The organism is Pseudomonas sp. AM4(2022), assembly GCF_036346515.1.
Lineage (GTDB): Bacteria > Pseudomonadota > Gammaproteobacteria > Pseudomonadales > Pseudomonadaceae > Aquipseudomonas > Aquipseudomonas paracarnis.
The window spans coordinates 60,347-78,390 of record NZ_JAOTNW010000010.1; the positions used below are offsets into that span (position 1 = coordinate 60,347).

Annotated in this window: 17 protein-coding genes; 3 read left to right on the top strand and 14 right to left on the bottom strand. The window is 60.9% G+C overall.

Annotation, left to right across the window (positions count from 1 at the left end; all coding sequences use genetic code 11):
- Window positions 1-3 precede the first annotated feature (3 nt).
- The 4 genes from ODQ19_RS15480 to ODQ19_RS15495 form a co-directional block, all read right to left on the bottom strand.
- Window positions 4-162 carry a YqaE/Pmp3 family membrane protein gene (locus ODQ19_RS15480; RefSeq protein WP_003194776.1) on the bottom strand — a complete coding sequence of 53 codons (159 nt, stop codon included), beginning with the start codon at window positions 160-162 and terminating at the stop codon, window positions 4-6.
- A gap of 93 nt (window positions 163-255) precedes the next feature.
- Entirely contained in the window at window positions 256-573 is a 318-nt protein-coding gene (locus tag ODQ19_RS15485; protein ID WP_330210544.1) for a helix-turn-helix domain-containing protein, read from the bottom strand.
- Window positions 557-922: a type II toxin-antitoxin system RelE/ParE family toxin gene (locus tag ODQ19_RS15490; protein WP_330210545.1), complete on the bottom strand. Its 366-nt coding sequence runs from the start codon at window positions 920-922 to the stop codon at window positions 557-559. The genes ODQ19_RS15485 and ODQ19_RS15490 overlap by 17 nt, the downstream gene beginning before the upstream one ends.
- 225 nt (window positions 923-1,147) lie before the next feature.
- Window positions 1,148-2,410: an aspartate aminotransferase family protein gene (locus tag ODQ19_RS15495; protein WP_330210546.1), complete on the bottom strand. Its 1,263-nt coding sequence runs from the start codon at window positions 2,408-2,410 to the stop codon at window positions 1,148-1,150.
- A 209-nt stretch (window positions 2,411-2,619) separates the two neighbouring features.
- Here ODQ19_RS15495 and ODQ19_RS15500 point away from each other — a divergent pair, with 209 nt between their 5' ends.
- Window positions 2,620-3,519 carry a LysR family transcriptional regulator gene (locus ODQ19_RS15500; protein WP_330210547.1) on the top strand — a complete coding sequence of 300 codons (900 nt, stop codon included), beginning with the start codon at window positions 2,620-2,622 and terminating at the stop codon, window positions 3,517-3,519.
- Between the two features lie 226 nt (window positions 3,520-3,745).
- On the opposite strand, the gene ODQ19_RS15505 is transcribed toward ODQ19_RS15500, so the two are convergent.
- The 10 genes from ODQ19_RS15505 to bioB form a co-directional block, all read right to left on the bottom strand.
- Window positions 3,746-5,524, bottom strand: a complete 1,779-nt coding sequence (locus ODQ19_RS15505; protein ID WP_330210548.1) for an acyl-CoA dehydrogenase C-terminal domain-containing protein — start codon at window positions 5,522-5,524, stop codon at window positions 3,746-3,748.
- A 231-nt stretch (window positions 5,525-5,755) separates the two neighbouring features.
- On the bottom strand, window positions 5,756-7,525 hold the full coding sequence (locus ODQ19_RS15510; RefSeq protein WP_330210549.1) for an acyl-CoA dehydrogenase C-terminal domain-containing protein: 1,770 nt from the start codon (window positions 7,523-7,525) through the stop codon (window positions 5,756-5,758).
- A 90-nt stretch (window positions 7,526-7,615) separates the two neighbouring features.
- Entirely contained in the window at window positions 7,616-8,905 is a 1,290-nt protein-coding gene (locus tag ODQ19_RS15515; protein WP_116667952.1) for a GGDEF domain-containing protein, read from the bottom strand.
- 317 nt (window positions 8,906-9,222) lie between these two features.
- The gene (locus tag ODQ19_RS15520) at window positions 9,223-11,028 is read right to left on the bottom strand and encodes a phenylacyl-CoA dehydrogenase (RefSeq protein ID WP_014720204.1); all 1,806 of its coding nucleotides are present in this window, start codon (window positions 11,026-11,028) and stop codon (window positions 9,223-9,225) included.
- 325 nt (window positions 11,029-11,353) lie between these two features.
- On the bottom strand, window positions 11,354-11,635 hold the full coding sequence (locus ODQ19_RS15525) for a hypothetical protein (RefSeq protein WP_034128847.1): 282 nt from the start codon (window positions 11,633-11,635) through the stop codon (window positions 11,354-11,356).
- Between the two features lie 106 nt (window positions 11,636-11,741).
- Window positions 11,742-12,422 (bottom strand): dethiobiotin synthase, encoded by a 681-nt coding sequence (bioD, locus tag ODQ19_RS15530; RefSeq protein ID WP_330210550.1) that lies wholly within the window; start codon window positions 12,420-12,422, stop codon window positions 11,742-11,744.
- On the bottom strand, window positions 12,419-13,231 hold the full coding sequence (gene bioC, locus ODQ19_RS15535; protein WP_330210551.1) for a malonyl-ACP O-methyltransferase BioC: 813 nt from the start codon (window positions 13,229-13,231) through the stop codon (window positions 12,419-12,421). The genes bioD and bioC overlap by 4 nt, the downstream gene beginning before the upstream one ends.
- Window positions 13,224-13,955 (bottom strand): alpha/beta fold hydrolase, encoded by a 732-nt coding sequence (locus tag ODQ19_RS15540; protein ID WP_330210552.1) that lies wholly within the window; start codon window positions 13,953-13,955, stop codon window positions 13,224-13,226. Before ODQ19_RS15540 ends, bioC begins: the two co-directional genes overlap by 8 nt.
- Window positions 13,948-15,129: an 8-amino-7-oxononanoate synthase gene (gene bioF, locus ODQ19_RS15545; RefSeq protein WP_330210553.1), complete on the bottom strand. Its 1,182-nt coding sequence runs from the start codon at window positions 15,127-15,129 to the stop codon at window positions 13,948-13,950. Before bioF ends, ODQ19_RS15540 begins: the two co-directional genes overlap by 8 nt.
- Before the next feature lie 146 nt (window positions 15,130-15,275).
- On the bottom strand, window positions 15,276-16,331 hold the full coding sequence (gene bioB / locus ODQ19_RS15550; RefSeq protein WP_014720209.1) for a biotin synthase BioB: 1,056 nt from the start codon (window positions 16,329-16,331) through the stop codon (window positions 15,276-15,278).
- Between the two features lie 92 nt (window positions 16,332-16,423).
- On the opposite strand from bioB, the gene ODQ19_RS15555 reads away from it, so the two are divergent.
- Window positions 16,424-17,161, top strand: coding sequence for a ComF family protein (locus ODQ19_RS15555; RefSeq protein ID WP_330210554.1), 738 nt, complete (start codon window positions 16,424-16,426; stop codon window positions 17,159-17,161).
- Window positions 17,162-17,219: 58 nt separating this feature from the next.
- Window positions 17,220-17,984 carry a TOBE domain-containing protein gene (locus tag ODQ19_RS15560; protein WP_330210555.1) on the top strand — a complete coding sequence of 255 codons (765 nt, stop codon included), beginning with the start codon at window positions 17,220-17,222 and terminating at the stop codon, window positions 17,982-17,984.
- Window positions 17,985-18,044: the final 60 nt, after the last annotated feature.

The window sequence follows — 18,044 nt, forward strand, 5'->3', positions numbered from 1 at the left end:
GCCTCAACGCTTGGCGATGATGTACACCGCGTGGATGATGCCAGGGAAGTAACCGCACAGGGTCAGCAGGATATTCAGCCAGAATGCACCGCCGAAGCCTACTTGCAGGAACACACCCAATGGCGGCAGCAGAATGGCGATAATGATACGAATGATGTCCATGGGTCAGCTCCAGAAAATCGGCTCGTGCGAGCCGTGTAGCTAATCGACCTTGGCGGTTCGTGAGGGTTCAGTGGATTCTGGCATTGGGCCATCTCAGGCCAGAATCTGCAGGCCATGCTTTTGCACGATGCTCAATAACTTGAGCGCCATGCCGCTAGGCCGTTTCTCTCCAGACTCCCATTTTTTGACAGTGGACGCGCTGGTGTTCAGGTAGCGGGCGAACACAGGTTGGCTGACATGGCTGCTTTCACGTAGTCGCTTGATCTGTTCGGCAGGGATTTGGTCTGGCATGGATAAACATGCCTCATCATATTCTCGCAGAGTGGTTTTGCTGATGGCGCCGACAGCATGAAGCGCTTTGGCTGACTCGTGAATGGACTCAAACGCCTCGCTTTTATACTTCTTGGTCATGATGTATCTCCACAAACTCCTTGAGATCCAGCATTTGCTGAATCTGTGCCTCGTTTAACCCTTCATAAGTTTTGGCCAGCGATCGAAACCAAACAAGTTCGCTTTGAGTAATGTTGCTTTGATCATTCTTCGCGAATAGCAACTGATAGACCCAATAGTGTCTGCCTTTGGCCAATACGATGGAACGATGTCGATTTTGGTTGAGGCGCTTTTTCCAGACACCACCTCCCAGATTATCTGCCTGCCCCCTCAGCATTTCGCCAAACGCCTCCCTCAACTCCGAATCGCAGATCCAGGCTTTTGTGGCCGCCTCGGCAAATCGCCGTGTTTTGAACAACCTGAGCTTCATGGAGATCCCTTCCGGAAAACATACCACCCAGTGGTATAGATTGAAAGTCGAGCACGTCGTACCCCGTCGGCAGTCCTTGCCGACGCCCGCTAAAAAACCACTGTTTCCAGAGAGACTCAATCAACGCTTTCACACCAGAAATTACCCACACAAAAAAACGCCCCCAGCCAAAAGAATCAGGCTGGAGGCGCCGCGTATGCCGCGAGACGGTTCAGGAAACTGGGATCAAACAGCGATGCCCTTACGGCATTGCACCTGAGCGGTACGCACCCGAGAAAAGGCGCGGGCGAGCCGCAGCAGCATTTCGTCGATATGGGTTTTGCTGATGTTCAGCGCAGGCGTAAAGCGCAGGCAGTCAGGTTGCGCGGCAGTGAGGATCAAGCCTTCGTGCAGCGCGGCCTTGACCACTGCAGCGGCGCAATCGTCCGACAGTGTCAGGCCCCAAAGCAGCCCGTTGCCGCGCAAGGGCCCATGGTCGTAACGGTAGGCCAGGCGGGCAAGGCCTTCTGCCAGGTACAAGCCGGATTCGCGTAGGTGCTCGAGAAAGCCGTTCGCCAATAGGGTATCGAGTACTGCGATACCCGCAGATGCCATCAGTGCATTGCCATGATGTGTACCGTCCAGCTCACCCGCTTCGAAGCAACACGCAGTACCACGCGCCAGCAGCGCCGCCAGGGGCACACCGCCGCCCAGGCCTTTGCCCAGGGCGATGATGTCGGCGCGCACGCCGTACTGCTGTTCGGCGAGCAGGCTGCCGCAGCGGCCGATACCGGTTTGCACTTCGTCGAAGATCAGCAGAATCCCCAGTTCGCGGCACAGGCGTTCGACGCCCTTGAGGTAATGTTCTGTCGCGGGGATGACACCGCCGCCGCTTTGTATCGGCTCCAGCATGATGGCGACGGTCTGCGCATCGACCGCTGCGTGCAGGGCAGGCAGATCGTTAAACGGCACCTGGCTGAAACCTGGCAACTGCGGTTCAAAACGGTTTTCGCAGGCCACAGCCGACGCCGACATCGCCCCAAGGCTCCGGCCATGGCAGCCATTGCTTACCGTGATGATGTGGTAAGCGCCGCCACGATGCAGCTGGCCCCACTTGCGTGCCAACTTGATGGCCGCTTCACAGGCTTCGGCACCGCTGTTGAGCAAGTAGGCCTGGTCGCTGCAGGTGTGGTGGCACAGACGATCGACGAGGTCTAGTTGCGCGCGGTTGTGCAAACCCAGGCCAGGGTTGATCACGGTGTGCATCTGTTTGGCAATGGCGTCGCGCACGGCCTGGGGACTGTGGCCCAGGCTGTTGGCGCCGCCGCCTTGACTGAAATCCAGATAGGCGCGGTCGTCAGCGTCCGAAAGCCAGGAGCCCTGCCCCTGCACAAATACTTGGGGCGGGCGCGCCACAGTGGGCATCAGGCACTGGCTGGAAACCTCTGCACGCGGGGCATGCACAACTAGGTCATCCAGACTCGGCGCGAAGCGACGGAACAAGTTCACACTTCACCTCCGCTGGCAACCTGACCTTGGTCGATGCCGCCTTCCAATGAGGCCTTCAGATTTTTTGCGTTGCCTATGTAAACGCCATCAACAAAAACACTGTTCATTGTCCGATCCGGCCCTGTAAGCCCTGCGAATAGGCGCTAGACTAGGCGCCTCGGGGGCCAGCGGCCATTTCGATTTTCCAGCTTTTTCGATAAGCAAACCTTATGGATTTCAAGCAACTGCGTTATTTCGTCGCGGTGTATGAGGAAGGCCACGTAGGCCGTGCCGCGGAGCGTCTGTCGATCTCCCAGCCAGCGCTGTCGCAACAGATTCGTCAACTGGAACAGAACCTCGACGTCAGCCTGTTCGAACGCAGCAGAAAGCGCCTGTTGCCGACCCTGGCGGCCCACACCCTATACAACCATGCGTTGCCGCTGATTGATGGCATGCAGCAAGCCGTCGAGGCGCTGCGCAACTTCAAGGGCCAGGCCATGCGTACCCTGGCCATCGGCGTGCTGCAAACCGTGCACACCAGCCTGGTACCGCAGATGCTTGAGCGCGTGCGCAAGGCCCAGCCCCATCTGGTGGTGCAGATCTACGAGCTGACTGGGCTTGAGATTGAACGGCGGTTGCTCAATGGCTCACTCGATATTGGCATCAGCTACCTGCCACCCCGTCAACCGGGCCTGCATGGCGTGCTGCTATACGAAGACGAGTTGAAAGTGGTGATTCCCGAAGACCATCCGTTGCGCGAGTTCAAGAAAGTCTCGCTCAAACAAGCCGCCGAGTTACCGATGTTGCTGTTGGGGGAAGAGTTTCAGGTTCGCCAGATCTGGCAAGGCCAATTGTCCAACCTCGGGCGGCGTCCGCAAGTGCAGGCGGAGCTCAATACAATGGTGGGCATTCTCGACAGCCTGCCTCACACCCGCTTGGCGACAGTACTGCCTGGGCGCTCCCAGGACGAACACAACAGCAAGGCGCTGCTGTGGAAACCCTTGAGCGAGCCCAGGGTACCGCTGAAAGTAGGGTTGGTATGCCGCGATGTGCAACGCCAGCAGGCGACGGTGGCGTTGCTGCGCACCCTGCTGGAAGACGTGATGAATGCCCCGTCGGCAACCGCCTGACTTTTTCGCGGGCAAAAGAAAACCCCGCCGAAGCGGGGCTTTGCAGACTGTTTCCCTGACATCCATTTCACTCCGCCGTCCTGGCAGAATCCTACGTGTCCGTGTTGTTGCTTTGCGCTTCCTGCGCGACGTCCATGTGAAGTAGATTAGCCGTGGATCCAATGTGGCGATAGAGGACGATTAGCAGCACGTCATGTAAGAGAATGCTTACACGCCCTCCTCACCCTTAAAACAGGGCTTCATCCATCAGGAACAGTGATTCGCTACCGGCTTTTACCGATGCACTCAACGAGTGGATACGCGGCAACAGACGGGCAAAGTAGAAACGCGCAGTCCCCAGTTTGCTGGCGTAGAAATCCTCTTCGCCTTCCTTGCCCAACGCCGCCTTGGCCATGCGCGCCCACATATAGGCATAGGCCATGTAGCCGAACGCATGCAGGTATTCCACCGAGGCCGCGCCGATTTCATTGGCATTGCTCTTGGCGCGGTCCAGCACCCAGGCCGTCAACTCATCCAGGTTATCCACTGCCGCACTTAGCGGCTTGGTGAATTCAGCCAACTCGGGGCCCGATGCGGCGATGAACTGGCGGATCTCATCGGCGAACAAGGTATAGAACGCACCGCCGCTGCCGACGATCTTGCGACCCATCAGATCCAGGGCCTGAATGCCGTTGGTGCCTTCGTAGATCTGAGTGATGCGCACGTCACGCACCAGTTGCTCCTGGCCCCACTCGCGGATGTAACCATGGCCACCAAACACCTGCTGGCCGAGTACGGTGGTTTCCAGGCCCAGGTCGGTGAGGAACGCCTTGGCAACTGGCGTCAGCAACGCCACCAGGTTATCGGCACGCTCGCGCGCCTGCGCATCGTTGCTGAACTTGGCGATGTCCAACTGCGTCGCCACGTAGGTGGAGAACGCCCGGCCGCCTTCGTTCGCCGCCTTCATGGTCAGCAACATGCGACGGACATCCGGATGCACGATGATCGGGTCTGCCGGCTTGTCCTTGGCCTGAGCCCCCAGCGGGGAGCGGCTCTGCAGGCGGTCGCGGGCATATTCAATCGCGTTCTGATAGGACCGCTCGCCAGAAGCCAAGCCCTGGATACCGACGCCCAGGCGCTCATAGTTCATCATGGTGAACATCGCCGCCAAGCCACGGTTGGGCTCACCGACCAGGTAGCCCACGGCTTCGTCGAAGTTCATCACACAGGTGGCAGATGCCTGAATACCCATCTTGTGTTCAATGGAGCCGCAGTTCACCGGGTTCCGCGCGCCCAGGCTACCATCAGTATTCACCAGGAACTTTGGTACCAGGAACAGCGAGATGCCCTTGGGCCCGGCCGGTGCATCGGGCAGTTTGGCCAGTACCAGATGGATGATGTTATCGGTCAGGTCGTGCTCGCCACCGGTGATGAAGATCTTGGTGCCGCTGACCTTGTAGGAGCCGTCCGCCTGAGGCTCGGCCTTGGTGCGGATCATCCCCAGGTCGGTACCGGCATGGGCTTCCGTCAGGCACATGGAACCGGCCCACTCACCGGAATACATCTTCGGCAGGTAGGTGGCCTTGAGTTCCTCACTGGCGTGGGTGTTGATCGATACACAGGCGCCGGAGGTCAACATCGGGTACAGGCCGAAAGCCAGGCTCGACGAGTTGATCATCTCTTCAACCTGCGCCGACACGGCCTTGGGCATGCCCATGCCGCCATAGGTCGGGTCGCCGCCCACACCCACCCAGCCGCCTTCGGCGTAGGTGCTGTAAGCCTGGGGAAAACCGTCGGGAGTAGTGACTGCGCCGTCGGCCCAGTGGCAACCTTGCTCATCGCCGCCGCGGCTGAGTGGGGCGATGGATTTGGCGGTAACCTTGCCGGCCTCTTCCAGGATCGCCTCGACGGTTTCGGCGTCAACGCTGTCTGCCAATGCCGGTAACTGGGCCCAAGTGTTAGCGACCTCAAATACTTCGTTGAGGACGAAGCGCATATCACGCAACGGCGCTTTGTAATCAGCCATGGCAAACCTCGTGAGAACGTGAAAAGTAATTCGATAGGATCGGTTTTACAGACCCCGAGTGTACCCGAACAACTTTTAAGACACATAGGGTCCGTTCGTGACCATTAAGTATTTACAAGTCACTCAAGGAGCCTTTTTGTAGGAGCGAGCTTGCTCGCGAAAAACCCAAGAACACCCCGCTAAACCAGACATGCGCGTAATCGTTGAAGTTCTTCGCGAACAAGCTCGCTCCTACAGGGAGAAAGCCTCGGCTGGGAGACTCATCAGGCATTCGCTCCCCGCCTCCACCGCAGCACGGTGCATGGCCGTACGCGGCAACAGGCGCTTGAAGTAAAAGTCGCAGGTCGCAAGCTTTGCCTGGGCAAACCCTTCGTCATCCTGCGCGTGCGCCGCGATCGCCATGCGCAGCCACAGGTAGGCAAGGATGATGTAACCGCTGTACATCAGGTAATCCATGGCCGCCGCGCCCACTTCGTCAGGGTTTTTCATCGCCGCCGTGCCGACCTTCAGGGTCAGTTCGCCCCATTGCTGGTTCAGTTCATTGAGTTGCGCCACCTGGGCCTTGAGTTGCGCATGCTCGGCATTGGCCGCGCAGAACTTATGCACAATCTTGGTAAACCCACGCAGCAACTTGCCCTGGCTGCCCAGCACCTTGCGCCCGAGCAGGTCCAGGGCCTGGATACCGTTGGTGCCTTCATAGATCGGCGCAATCCGTGCGTCACGGGCCAGTTGCTCCATGCCCCACTCACGAATATAGCCATGGCCACCGAATACCTGCATGCCGTGGTTGGTCACCTCCAGCCCGGTCTCAGTCATAAAGGCTTTGCAGATCGGCGTGAGGAAGGCCAGCAGATCTTCGGCTTCCTGGCGTTGGCCGGCGTCGCTGCCCAGGTGCGCGGTGTCGAGCAACTGCGCGGTGAAATAGGTCAAGGCGCGGTTGCCCTCGTTGAAGGCTTTCATGGTCAGCAGCATGCGGCGTACATCAGCGTGCACGATGATCGGGTCGGCGGCTTTTTCCGGAGCCTTGGCGCCGGTGAGCGAACGCATTTGCAGGCGGTCGTTGGCGTACCTGATCGCGCCCTGGAAGCTCGCCTCGCCGTTGCACAGGCCCTGCATGCCGGTGCCCAGGCGTGCGTGGTTCATCATGGTGAACATGCAGTTGAGGCCCTTGTTCGCCTCGCCAATCAAATAGCCTTTGGCGCCATCGAAGTTCAGCACGCAGGTGGCCGAGGCCTTGATGCCCATCTTGTGTTCGATGGAGCCGCAGTGCACCGCATTGCGCTCGCCGGAGTCGGCATGGAACTTTGGCACGATAAACAATGAGATGCCCTTGGTGCCCGCTGGCGCATCCGGCAGCTTGGCCAGCACCAGATGGATGATATTGGCGCTCATATCGTGCTCGCCGGCCGAGATGAAGATCTTGCTGCCGGTGACCGCATAACTGCCGTCTGCCTGCGGTAAGGCGCGGGTCTTGATCAAGCCCAGGTCGGTGCCGCAGTGGGCTTCGGTCAGGCACATGGTGCCGGTCCATTCGCCGGCGGTGAGTTTGCTCAGGTAAGTGGCTTTCTGTTCGTCGGTACCGTGGGCGTGGATGGCTGACATCGCCCCGTGGGTCAGGCCCGGGTACATGCCCCAGGAGGTGTTGCTGGAGCCGATCATCTCGCTCAGTACCAGGCCCAGGGAATGGGGCAGGCCCTGGCCACCGTAGGCCGGGTCTGCCGCCACGCCGTGCCAGCCGCCTTCCACATACTGGGCAAAGGCTTGCTTGAAGCCTTTGGGCGTGGTCACCACGCCATTCTCGAAATGGCAGCCCTCTTCATCGCCGCTGCGATTGAGCGGCGCGAGTACGTTTTCGCAGAACCTGGCGCCTTCTTCGAGGATCGCACTGACCATGTCCGGGCTGGCATCCGTGGCGCCCAGGGCCGCGTAGTGGCCGTGGAAATCGAATACGGTGTCGATCAGAAAGCGCATGTCGCGCAGGGGAGCTTTGTACTCAGGCATGGCAATGTCTCCGGCAGCAGATAGGGTTAACCTACTGCCGGCCATGGCCGTGGACAATCACTGTAGCGCTGCTGAATACAGCGCCATTACTCAACCGGCAGCGCTCTCCATGCGCACCGCGCCACGGCGGGTTTGCCCGGCTGCGACCACACAATTACGCCCCGCCCCCTTGGCGGCGTACAGCGCCTGATCGGCGGATTTGAGCACCTCGTCGGGGCTGCGTTGCTCGGCCTGGCGCTCGGCCACGCCGATGCTTACCGTCACCGACACACTGGACGCGCCGCTGCCCGCACGGCGCTGGCGGCCTTGATGATCGTCCTGGGGGCGGTCCGGGTTGCGCAACTTGATGTCGTAGCTGGCGATGATCTCGCGGATCTCCTCCAGGTGCGGCATGCACTCATCCAGGGTCTTGCCGGCAAACACCACGGCAAATTCTTCACCGCCGTAACGGTAGGCCCGCCCGCCGCCGTTGACCTTGGACAACTTGCTCGCCACCAGGCGCAGCACCTGGTCGCCCACGTCGTGGCCGTGGGTGTCATTGAAACGCTTGAAGTGATCGACGTCGCTCATCGCCAGCACATAGTTGCGACCTAGCCGCTGCATGCGCTCGTTGAGGGCACGGCGCCCCGGCAAGCCGGTGAGTTCATCACGAAACGCCATTTGATACGCCTCGTGCGCCACCCCCGCAGCGATCATCAGCATCACCTGGCTGCACATGATGTTGAGGGTGAACGGCAGGATGAAGGTCTGCGGCAACATCCAGAACATGCCCAGCAACCCCACCAGTTGTGCGGCGTGCAGCGGGCGCGGCTGGTACCAGTATTGGGCAGCCAGGGTGAGAAAGCCGATCAGGAACATTGGGTACGAGAGTTGGATCAGGCTCATCCAGGCGCCATGCAGCATCGGCCAGCGAATCTCCGCCAGCCAGCCCAACAAGGCCTGGGGGAAGCTTTGTTCCAGGGCCAGCGCCACACTGCCCACCGCCAGCAGCACCGCGCAGCGGGCGACGAAGTCACGGAACAGATGGGTTTTTTCCTGCCACAGCGCATAAATGCTGAACAGCAATGGCAACAGCAGGCAGCACAGGTGAAACACCACCGCAGCGTCTTCACGCACGCGACCATTGTCGCGGTAGAAGTCGGTCTGGGTATCCAGCAGGAAATAGGCGACGTACACCGTGACCATCAGGAACAGTTCACGCTGGCGTCGATACACCGCGCAGTAAGCGCCACCTAGCAGCAGCACCAGAGTGGGCAGCACGTTGAACAGCGAGGTGAAGAAGACGCTGAGGTCCTTGACGTACGCAGCCGAGAGCCCGGCCAGCAACAGCAGCAGCGAAGGGAGAAAATGGCTGAAACGTACAGCGGACACGCGTGACAAGGGTAAAGCTCCGACCCGCTAACAAATAATGGCACTGTGCCTCTAAGCGATCAGTTAAGCACAACCGACCGAGCATGTATCACATTGCCATCACTGTAACGGCAGCTCATCGCAATCCCTGAGCGCATTGCTGCGGTTTTTTAGACGCGCACCCTGTAGGAGCGAGCTTGCTCGCGAAAATGTCACCGGCAACGCGTTTAACCAGACCGCCCGCGTTATCGTTAACGACCTTCGCGAGCAAGCTTGCTCCTACACAAGTGCAAAAAAACCGCCGCGTCCCGAAGGAGGCGGCGGCTTTTAGAAGAGCCCGGTAAGGCTTAGTAAGCCAGGCCGAAGTCTTCTTCTTTCATGTCCATCAGGTTGTTGGCGCCCGACAGCATGGTTGCCACGTGGGTGCGGGTACGCGGCAGGATGCGCTGGAAGTAGAAGCGCGCAGTCTGCAACTTGGCGGTGTAGAACGCCTCTTCGCTGGTGCCGGCGGCCAGTTTCTCGGCGGCCAGGCGTGCCATGTCGGCCCAGAAGTAAGCCAGGCACGCGTAGCCGGAGTACATCAGGTAGTCCACCGAAGCGGCGCCGACTTCTTCACGGTCTTTCATCGCGGCCATGCCGACCTTCATGGTCAACTCGCCCCACTCTTTATTCAGCGCCGCCAGCGGTGCCACGAACTCTTTGACCGCGTCGTTGCCTTCGTTGGCCTGGCAGAACTTGTGCACTATCTTGGTGAAACCCTTGAGCGCTTCGCCTTGGGTCATCAGCACTTTACGGCCGAGCAAGTCCAGCGCCTGGATACCGGTGGTGCCTTCGTACAGCATCGAAATGCGGCTGTCGCGCACGTTCTGCTCCATGCCCCACTCAGCGATAAAGCCGTGGCCACCGTAGATCTGCACACCGTGGTTGGCCGATTCAAAACCGACTTCGGTCATGAACGCCTTGGCGATCGGGGTCATGAAGGCCAGCAGGGCATCCGCCTGTTTCTTGGCTTCGTCGTCGGTGCCGTACTTGACGATGTCCACTTGCTTGGCGGTGAAGTACACCATCGCACGGTTACCTTCGGCGAAGGCTTTCATGGTCAGCAGCATGCGGCGTACGTCAGGGTGCACGATGATCGGGTCAGCAGCTTTGTCCGGTGCTTTCGGGCCGGTCAGGGAGCGCATTTGCAGGCGATCACGCGCATATTTCAAGCCGCCCTGGAAGCCGATCTCGGCGTGAGCCAGGCCTTGCAGCGCGGTGCCCAGACGAGCGGTGTTCATAAAGGTGAACATGCAGTTCAGGCCTTTGTTCGCCGGGCCGATCAGGAAACCGGTGGCCGCGTCGAAGTTCATCACGCAGGTGGCGTTGCCGTGGATGCCCATCTTGTGTTCCAGGGAACCACAGGTGACGGCGTTGCGCTCGCCCACCGAGCCATCGGCATTGGGCAGGAACTTGGGCACGATAAACAGCGAGATGCCTTTGGTGCCAGCCGGTGCGTCCGGCAGGCGGGCCAGTACGATGTGGACGATGTTGTCGGCCATGTCGTGTTCGCCGGCCGAGATGAAGATCTTCGTACCAGAGACTTTGTAGGAACCGTCGGCCTGAGGCTCGGCCTTGGTGCGCAGCATGCCCAGATCGGTGCCGCAGTGTGGCTCGGTCAGGCACATGGTGCCGGTCCATTCGCCCGACACCAGCTTGGTCAGGTAAGCGTCTTGCTGCTCAGGGGTGCCGTGCTCGGAAATGGTATTCATCGCGCCATGGGACAGGCCAGGGTACATGCCCCACGACCAGTTGGCTTCGCCGACCATTTCGCTCACGGCCAGGCCCAGGGATTCCGGCAGGCCTTGGCCACCGTGCTCCACGTCGTGGGCCAGGCTTGGCCAGCCGCCTTCGACGAATTGTTTGTAGGCTTCTTTGAAACCCGCAGGGGTTTTAACGCCTGACTCACTCCAGGTACACCCTTCAATGTCGCCCACGCGGTTCAACGGTGCCAGTACTTGCTCACAGAACTTGGCGCCTTCTTCGAGGATGGCGTCGACCATGTCCGGGGTAGCGTCCTGGCAAGCCGGCAGGCTCTGATAGTGCGCTTCATAACCGAGCAGTTCGTCACGAACGAAGCGAATATCACGCAAGGGGGCCTTGTAGTCAGGCATAGCGATAAACCTCTGCTGATGTAACTGGGATGAACAACCGCGTGGATTTGTTATGGCGGTCAAACAGGTGTTTGAAACATACGTTTACCACCCAGGGTTGTCAAGCGTCGGCCAGATGCCGTTTGTCTTGACGCAGGTCAGCGTCAGGCACAGCGAGGCCTGCGGCGGGATGCCTCATGAGTCAAGGAAGGAAAAAGTACAGAGCAGAACGACTGTGGGAGCTGGCTTGCCTGCGATGCAGACGCCACGGTGTATCAGGTCGTACGCGTTGATGCTGTCGCAGGCAAGCCAGCTCCCACAGAAGAGCGGGCGTGCGATAGAGAAGTTAAGCGTAGGTATCGATCAGCGTACCGAGCATTTCATCCGAAGCCTTGGCGACTTTCGCCCCCAGCTCGACTTGAAACTTGCCCTGGGCCATTTCCACCATGTTGCTCGCCGAATTGGACGCTTGGGCGCGGTCATTGGCTTGCAGACGGTCGCTTTGCGCGGCCGATGGCTGGGTGGTCGCGGCGCTGGCAATCTTGCCGGCCGCCTGGTCGACACGGTTCTGCCCGGTCTGAATGCTGCTCAGGCCCGAATAAAACGCGCTGCTGCCAGAGATTTCCATGGCGTAAGCCTGCCTTTAGAGAATCGTGAAGCCCGATTGAACCAGACATCCTGGCAAAAGGCCCGTCAAAAACACTAATGGCATATTGCCTTATCGATAGCCAAAATCAGTCAAGCAGGTCCAGTTCCAAGTACTCGGCCACCGCAGCAGCCCCGGCGTGCTTGAGTTTCGGCACTCGCCCCAGGCAAGGCGCGGGCAGGCGCTCAGCCAGGGTGGCGAGGTTTTCTTCCAGACGAGAGGTCTTGGGGTCGATGATATTTGCCACCCAGCCCGCCAGCGGCAAGCCGTCCCGTGCAATGGCTTCGGCGGTGAGCAACGCGTGGCTGATGCACCCAAGGCGCACGCCTACCACCAGGATCACCGGCAGTTTGAGCGCCATGGCCAGGTCCGACAGGTTGGCCTGGTCGGCCAAGGGCACGCGCCAACCGCCCGCCCCTTCGATCAAGGTGAAGTCCGCGCCCCGTGCCAGGATCTGCTGCATCGGCTTGAGCAGCGATTGCACCGTGAGCCCGACGCCCGCCTCGCGCGCTGCCAGATGCGGCGCGATAGCTGGTTCGAAGGCCACCGGGTTGACCTCGGCATAACTGAGCGGTACGGAACACTCGGCCAGCAACGCCAAGGCATCGGCATTGCGCAGGCCCTGGGCTGTCAGTTGGCAGCCCGACGCCACCGGTTTTCCAGCGGCCGTGCTTTTGCCGGAGAGCCTGGCGGCATGCAACAGGCCAGCGGCGATGGTGGTTTTGCCAACATCGGTGTCTGTACCGGTGATGAAGTACGCGACGCTCATAACGGTTTCTCCAGTACGGCATACACCACCTGGTACGTGGCGGGCAGGCCCTGGGCCTGGCGGAACTGCTCGTAGGCCTCTACAAGCGCGACAATCCGCGCACGGCCCGTCAACCCTCCCGGGCGGCCTGGGTTGAGGTTGTGGGCCCCCAATGCCTTGAGCTCATGGGTCAGGCTGCGCACATCCGGGTAATGCAATACGTGGGGCTGTCGCTCCAGGCTGATCACGCGCAAGCCACTGGCCGCACACAGTTGCTGATACGCCTCGAAGGTGCGGAAGCGATTGACGTGGACCAGGCCGTCCGCCGCCCGCCAACTCTCGCGCAACTCATCCAGGGTGCCTACGCACAGGCTGGCAAAGGCCAGCACGCCACCTGGTCGCAGCACACGCCGGGCTTCGCTGAGCACCGCATCAAAATGGGCACACCACTGTACCGCGAGGCTGGAGAAGAGCAGCTCAAAGCTGTCAGCTGTCAGCGGCAAGCGTTCGGCATCACCGGCTATAAAGTGCGCGGCGCCGCCCAGCGGACGCGCGTGGTTGAGCATGCCGTCGGCAATGTCCAACGCCACACCTTGGCTGCCGGGCAAACGCTCGCCCAATACGCGGCTGAAGTAGCCCGTGCCGCAGCCCATGTCCAGCCAACGCTGTGCCGTCATGCCGTGCGGCAAGCGGCTGAGCAGTTCATGCCCGACCGCACGCTGCAACTCGGCCACGCTGTCGTAACTGGCCGCCGCACGGGAGAACGAGGCCGCAACCTGACGCTTGTCCGGCAAGCCCCCAGGCAAGGGCGGGTGGGATAGGTCAGTCATCAACACACTCATGCAAAAAAGCCTGGATGGCCCCGGCTACTCCGTGAGGGTCTTCCAGAAGAAACGCGTGACCGGCCTGTTCAATCAGGCCGATTTCTACATCGGGGAGCAAGGCCAGCAGGTCACTGGCGGCTTCGGCAGGCACCAGCCCATCCAGGCCGGCAAACAGGTGCAACTGCGGCCCACGAAACGCCTGCAAGGCCGCCCGCGTATCCAGTTGGGCCAGCAGCTCCAGGCCGGGCATCAAGACGCTGGGAGAGGTATTCGGCGCCCCGCTGATCAACAACCGCGACAAGCCGCGCGGGTCTTCGGCACCCTTGGCGCACAACAGGCCAAAGCGCTTGAGCGTGACCTGGGAATCGGCGTGGCAGCCGGCCAGAAATGCATCGAAGGTTTCAGCAGGCATCCCATGGGGCCAGCCGTCATGGGCGACGAAACACGGGTTGCTCGCCAGGGTCAGCAAGCCACAGCACCGCTCGCCACGGCGTGCCGCCAACTCCGACGCGAGCATGCCGCCCAGCGACCAGCCCCCGAGCCAGGCATTGTCCGGCAGCGTCGCATCGAGCTCATCGAGCCATTCACCGAGTTCACTGGCCTGCAGCACCGGCAAGGGTTCGATCTGTACCTGCAAATGCTCGTTCAGGCCGTGCAGCGCAGCGGCCAACGGTTCCAGCGGTGACACACCCAGGCCCCAGCCCGGCAACAGGATCAGTCGATTACGCATGGCCGGGCTCCGAGGCGTCTAACAAACGAAAACACGCTTGCAAGCCGTCTAACAATAGCTGCAGATGCGCCTCGCTGTGGGCCGCCGTCAATGTCACCCGCAGACGGGCACTGCCGGCGGGCACCGTCGGTGGGCGAATGGCAGTCACCATCAGGCCACGCTCACGCAGCATCTGCGACAGGCGCAGTGCCCGGGCGCTGTCGCCAATCAGGATCGGTTGGATCGGCGTAAAGCTGTCCATCAACCCCAGGCCTATCTGCTGCGCGCCATGACGGAACTGGCGGATCAACGCGTTGAGGTGCTCGCGTCGCCAATGTTCGCTGCGCAGCAGTTCCAGGCTTTTGAGGGTGGCGCAGGCCAGTGCCGGTGGTTGGCTGGTGGTGTAGATATACGGGCGGGCGAATTGGATCAGGCTTTCGATCAAGTCTTCACTGCCGGCCACAAAAGCCCCCGCAGTGCCGAACGCTTTGCCCAAGGTGCCAACCAGCACGGGCACGTCGTCCTGGCTCAAGCCGAAATGCTCGACGATACCGCCGCCATTGGCGCCCAGCGGGCCGAAGCCATGGGCGTCATCCACCATCAGCCAAGCACCTTTGGCCTTGGTTTCACGGGCCAGCGCGGGCAGGTCGGCGAGGTCGCCGTCCATGCTGAACACACCGTCGGTGACCACCAAGGTATTGCCGGTGGCTTTCTCCAGGCGCTTGGCCAGGCTGCCTGCGTCGTTATGCAGGTAGCGGTTGAAACGCGCCCCGGACAGCAAACCGGCATCCAGCAAGGACGCGTGGTTAAGCCGGTCTTCCAGTACCGTATCGCCCTGCCCCACCAGCGCCGTGACCGCGCCGAGGTTGGCCATGTAGCCGGTGGTGAACAGCAAGGCGCGCGGGCGACCGGTCAAGTCAGCCAGGGCTTCTTCCAGTTCATGGTGCGGTGTGGCGTGGCCCACCACCAAATGCGAAGCGCCGCCGCCCACGCCCCAGCGGGACGCACCGGCGCGCCAGGCTTCGATCACTTGCGGGTGATTGGCAAGGCCCAGGTAATCGTTATTGCAGAAGGCCAACAACGGTTGCCCGTCCACCACCACATGCGGGCCTTGGGGGCTCTGCAGCAAGGGGCGCTGGCGGTAAAGATGGTCGGCACGGCGGGCAGCGAGGCGCGCGGCGAGATCGAAAGACATGCTGGCCTCGATTTAACAGGTTCAACTCAATCCAATGGGGGAGCTGGCTTGCCTGCGATAGCGGTCCTTCTGACACTTCAATGCTGAAAGTGCCGCCGTCATCGCAGGCAAGCCAGCTCCCACACTGGAATGCATTCCAAAGGTGGTTACACCACAGCGTTGTAGAACTGCTCGCTGCTCTTTTGCTCCACCAACGCCTGCTCGATCGCCGCCTGGTGCACTTCATCGGCATGCTCTTCACGGGCTTCGGGCAGGATGCCCAGGCGTGCGAACAGTTGCATGTCCTTGTCAGCCTGGGGGTTGGCGGTGGTCAGCAGCTTGTCGCCGTAGAAGATCGAGTTGGCGCCGGCAAAAAAGGCCAGGGCCTGCATCTGCTCATTCATGGCTTCGCGGCCAGCCGACAGGCGCACGTGGGACTGCGGCATCAGGATGCGCGCCACCGCCAGCATGCGGATGAAATCAAAGGGGTCGATGTCATCGGCGTTTTCCAACGGCGTACCCGCTACCTTCACCAGCATGTTGATCGGCACCGATTCCGGATGCTCCGGCAGGTTGGCCAGCTGGATCAGCAAGTTGGCGCGGTCGTCGAGGGATTCGCCCATGCCGAGGATACCGCCCGAGCAGATCTTCATCCCCGAATCACGCACGTACGCCAGGGTTTGCAGGCGCTCGCTGTAAGTGCGGGTGGTGATGATCGAGCCGTAGAACTCCGGCGAGGTGTCGAGGTTGTGGTTGTAGTAGTCAAGGCCGGCCTGAGCCAGGGCTTCGGTCTGGTCCTGGTCGAGGCGACCGAGGGTCATGCAGGTTTCCAGGCCCATGGCCTTCACGCCTTTGACCATTTCCAGCACGTAGGGCATGTCTTTGGCCGACGGATGTTTCCATGCCGCGCCCATGCAGAAACGCGTCGAACCGATGGCCTTGGCGCGTGCGGCCTCTTCGAGGACCTTCTGCACTTCCATCAGCTTCTCTTTTTCCAGGCCAGTGTTGTAGTGGCCCGACTGCGGACAATATTTGCAATCTTCCGGGCAGGCGCCGGTCTTGATCGACAGCAGGGTCGACACTTGCACGCGGTTGGCGTCGAAATGCGCGCGGTGCACGGTCTGCGCCTGGAACAACAGGTCGTTGAAGGGCTGCACGAACAGGGCTTTGACTTCAGCCAAAGACCAATCGTGACGCAGGGTGGCAGAGGTGCTGGCGCTCATGGGCGATTCCTTGATTATGCTTTGGCAAGCGCTGCGGGAAGGGCAATACCCACAGGCACGACACGGATGCTCGGCATATTTAAGGAAGATTCATGCACTGTCAACCTGAGCACAAACACCAAGTTTACATCTGGTTAAAAAACATACAGACCTGTTTGATTTGCGATGAGTGCACCGACTCGGCCGAGGCCGTGTGCAACGCCTGCGAAACAGAATTGCCATGGCTGATGGAACAATGCGAGCGTTGCGCCCTGCCCCTACCCATGGACGGACTGCTCTGCGGCCAGTGCCAAAAAGAGCCCGCGGCGTTTCACCAGGTGGTGGCGCCATGGGTCTACCGTTTTCCCGTGGACACCCTGATCAGCCGCTTCAAGCATCAGGCGCGTTGGCCGCTGGGGCACTTGCTGGCGCGCCTGCTGGGGCAGCACTTGCAGCATCGCTTCGATAACGCCGAACTGGAGCGCCCCGACTGCCTGCTGCCGGTGCCCATGGCGCGCAAACGCCTGCGCGAACGCGGCTTTAATCAAGCGTTGATGCTGGCCCGCTGGCTCAGTCACGCCCTCGACATTCCCATTGATGGACACGCGCTGTTGCGCCCCCATGAAACCGTGGCGCAGCAAGACCTCGATGCCAAGACCCGCAAGCGCAACCTGCTCAACGCCTTCGCACTGGCCCCCGGCATCCGGGTTGCCGGGCAACATGTGGCGCTGGTAGACGACGTCCTCACCACCGGCGCCACCGCCCACGGCTTGGCGCGCTTGTTGATAAATGCCGGCGCACGCCAGGTGGATGTGTATTGCCTGGCCCGTACGCCCAAGCCCGGCAGCTGACTTGACTCCCCTGCGCCAGCGCGGCAACGTCGGCGCATCTCACCCAAGCGTATCTGCCATGTCTGTGCCCAGCCCTCTCAGCCAACACATCATCCGCCGCCCCCAGCGTATTGCCTTGCTGGGGCATATCGCCGAGCAGGGCTCCATCACCCGTGCGGCCAAGAGTGCCGGGTTGAGTTACAAGGCCGCCTGGGACGCCATTGATGAGCTGAACAACCTGGCGCAGAAACCGCTGGTGCAACGCAGCGTCGGTGGCAAGGGCGGTGGCGGCGCCAAACTGACGCAAGAAGGTGAACGGGTGCTGCGTCTTTATCAGCGCCTGCAACTGCTTCAGGCCGAGATCCTTGGCTCGGACGAAGCGGCCAGCGACTTCAACCTGCTGGGCCGTTTGATGCTGCGCACCAGCGCGCGCAACCAATTGCACGGCCAGGTCAGCGCCATAGAGAGCCACGGCCACAACGACATGATCCGCCTGCAATTGGCCGGCGGCCTGCACCTCGACGCCCAGATTACCCACGACAGCACCCTGCGCCTGGAACTGCAGACCGGCGTGGAAGTGGTGGCCCTGATCAAGGCCGGATGGCTTGAATTACTGGCGGACGGGCAAGCTGAAACACTTGGACACAATTGCCTGAGCGGCGTGATCGAGACCATTCTCGCCGCCGAAGATGGCCCCAGTGAGGTGCGTATCGCCCTGCCCAACGGCCAAGTGTTGTGCGCGCTGGCGCAGCCCGTCGCACTCAAGGCCATCGACGCAGCGCAGGGCCAGCCGATCCGCGTGCAGTTTGCACCCAGCCATGTATTGCTCGGCACCCCGGTGTAACGGGCGCACGTCTTCAAGCTGCAACAATTCGGTCACAAGCGCTGCTTAAGGTGTCTGCAA

What these genes read in the sequence shown, in the direction of transcription:
- ODQ19_RS15480 (WP_003194776.1), bottom strand. Translation starts at nt 162, where the DNA reads ATGGACATCATTCGTATCATTATCGCCATTCTGCTGCCGCCATTGGGT.
- ODQ19_RS15485 (WP_330210544.1), bottom strand. Translation starts at nt 573, where the DNA reads ATGACCAAGAAGTATAAAAGCGAGGCGTTTGAGTCCATTCACGAGTCA.
- ODQ19_RS15490 (WP_330210545.1), bottom strand. Translation starts at nt 922, where the DNA reads ATGAAGCTCAGGTTGTTCAAAACACGGCGATTTGCCGAGGCGGCCACA.
- ODQ19_RS15500 (WP_330210547.1), top strand. Translation starts at nt 2,620, where the DNA reads ATGGATTTCAAGCAACTGCGTTATTTCGTCGCGGTGTATGAGGAAGGC.
- ODQ19_RS15505 (WP_330210548.1), bottom strand. Translation starts at nt 5,524, where the DNA reads ATGGCTGATTACAAAGCGCCGTTGCGTGATATGCGCTTCGTCCTCAAC.
- ODQ19_RS15510 (WP_330210549.1), bottom strand. Translation starts at nt 7,525, where the DNA reads ATGCCTGAGTACAAAGCTCCCCTGCGCGACATGCGCTTTCTGATCGAC.
- ODQ19_RS15520 (WP_014720204.1), bottom strand. Translation starts at nt 11,028, where the DNA reads ATGCCTGACTACAAGGCCCCCTTGCGTGATATTCGCTTCGTTCGTGAC.
- ODQ19_RS15525 (WP_034128847.1), bottom strand. Translation starts at nt 11,635, where the DNA reads ATGGAAATCTCTGGCAGCAGCGCGTTTTATTCGGGCCTGAGCAGCATT.
- bioD (WP_330210550.1), bottom strand. Translation starts at nt 12,422, where the DNA reads ATGAGCGTCGCGTACTTCATCACCGGTACAGACACCGATGTTGGCAAA.
- bioC (WP_330210551.1), bottom strand. Translation starts at nt 13,231, where the DNA reads ATGACTGACCTATCCCACCCGCCCTTGCCTGGGGGCTTGCCGGACAAG.
- ODQ19_RS15540 (WP_330210552.1), bottom strand. Translation starts at nt 13,955, where the DNA reads ATGCGTAATCGACTGATCCTGTTGCCGGGCTGGGGCCTGGGTGTGTCA.
- bioF (WP_330210553.1), bottom strand. Translation starts at nt 15,129, where the DNA reads ATGTCTTTCGATCTCGCCGCGCGCCTCGCTGCCCGCCGTGCCGACCAT.
- bioB (WP_014720209.1), bottom strand. Translation starts at nt 16,331, where the DNA reads ATGAGCGCCAGCACCTCTGCCACCCTGCGTCACGATTGGTCTTTGGCT.
- ODQ19_RS15555 (WP_330210554.1), top strand. Translation starts at nt 16,424, where the DNA reads ATGCACTGTCAACCTGAGCACAAACACCAAGTTTACATCTGGTTAAAA.
- ODQ19_RS15560 (WP_330210555.1), top strand. Translation starts at nt 17,220, where the DNA reads ATGTCTGTGCCCAGCCCTCTCAGCCAACACATCATCCGCCGCCCCCAG.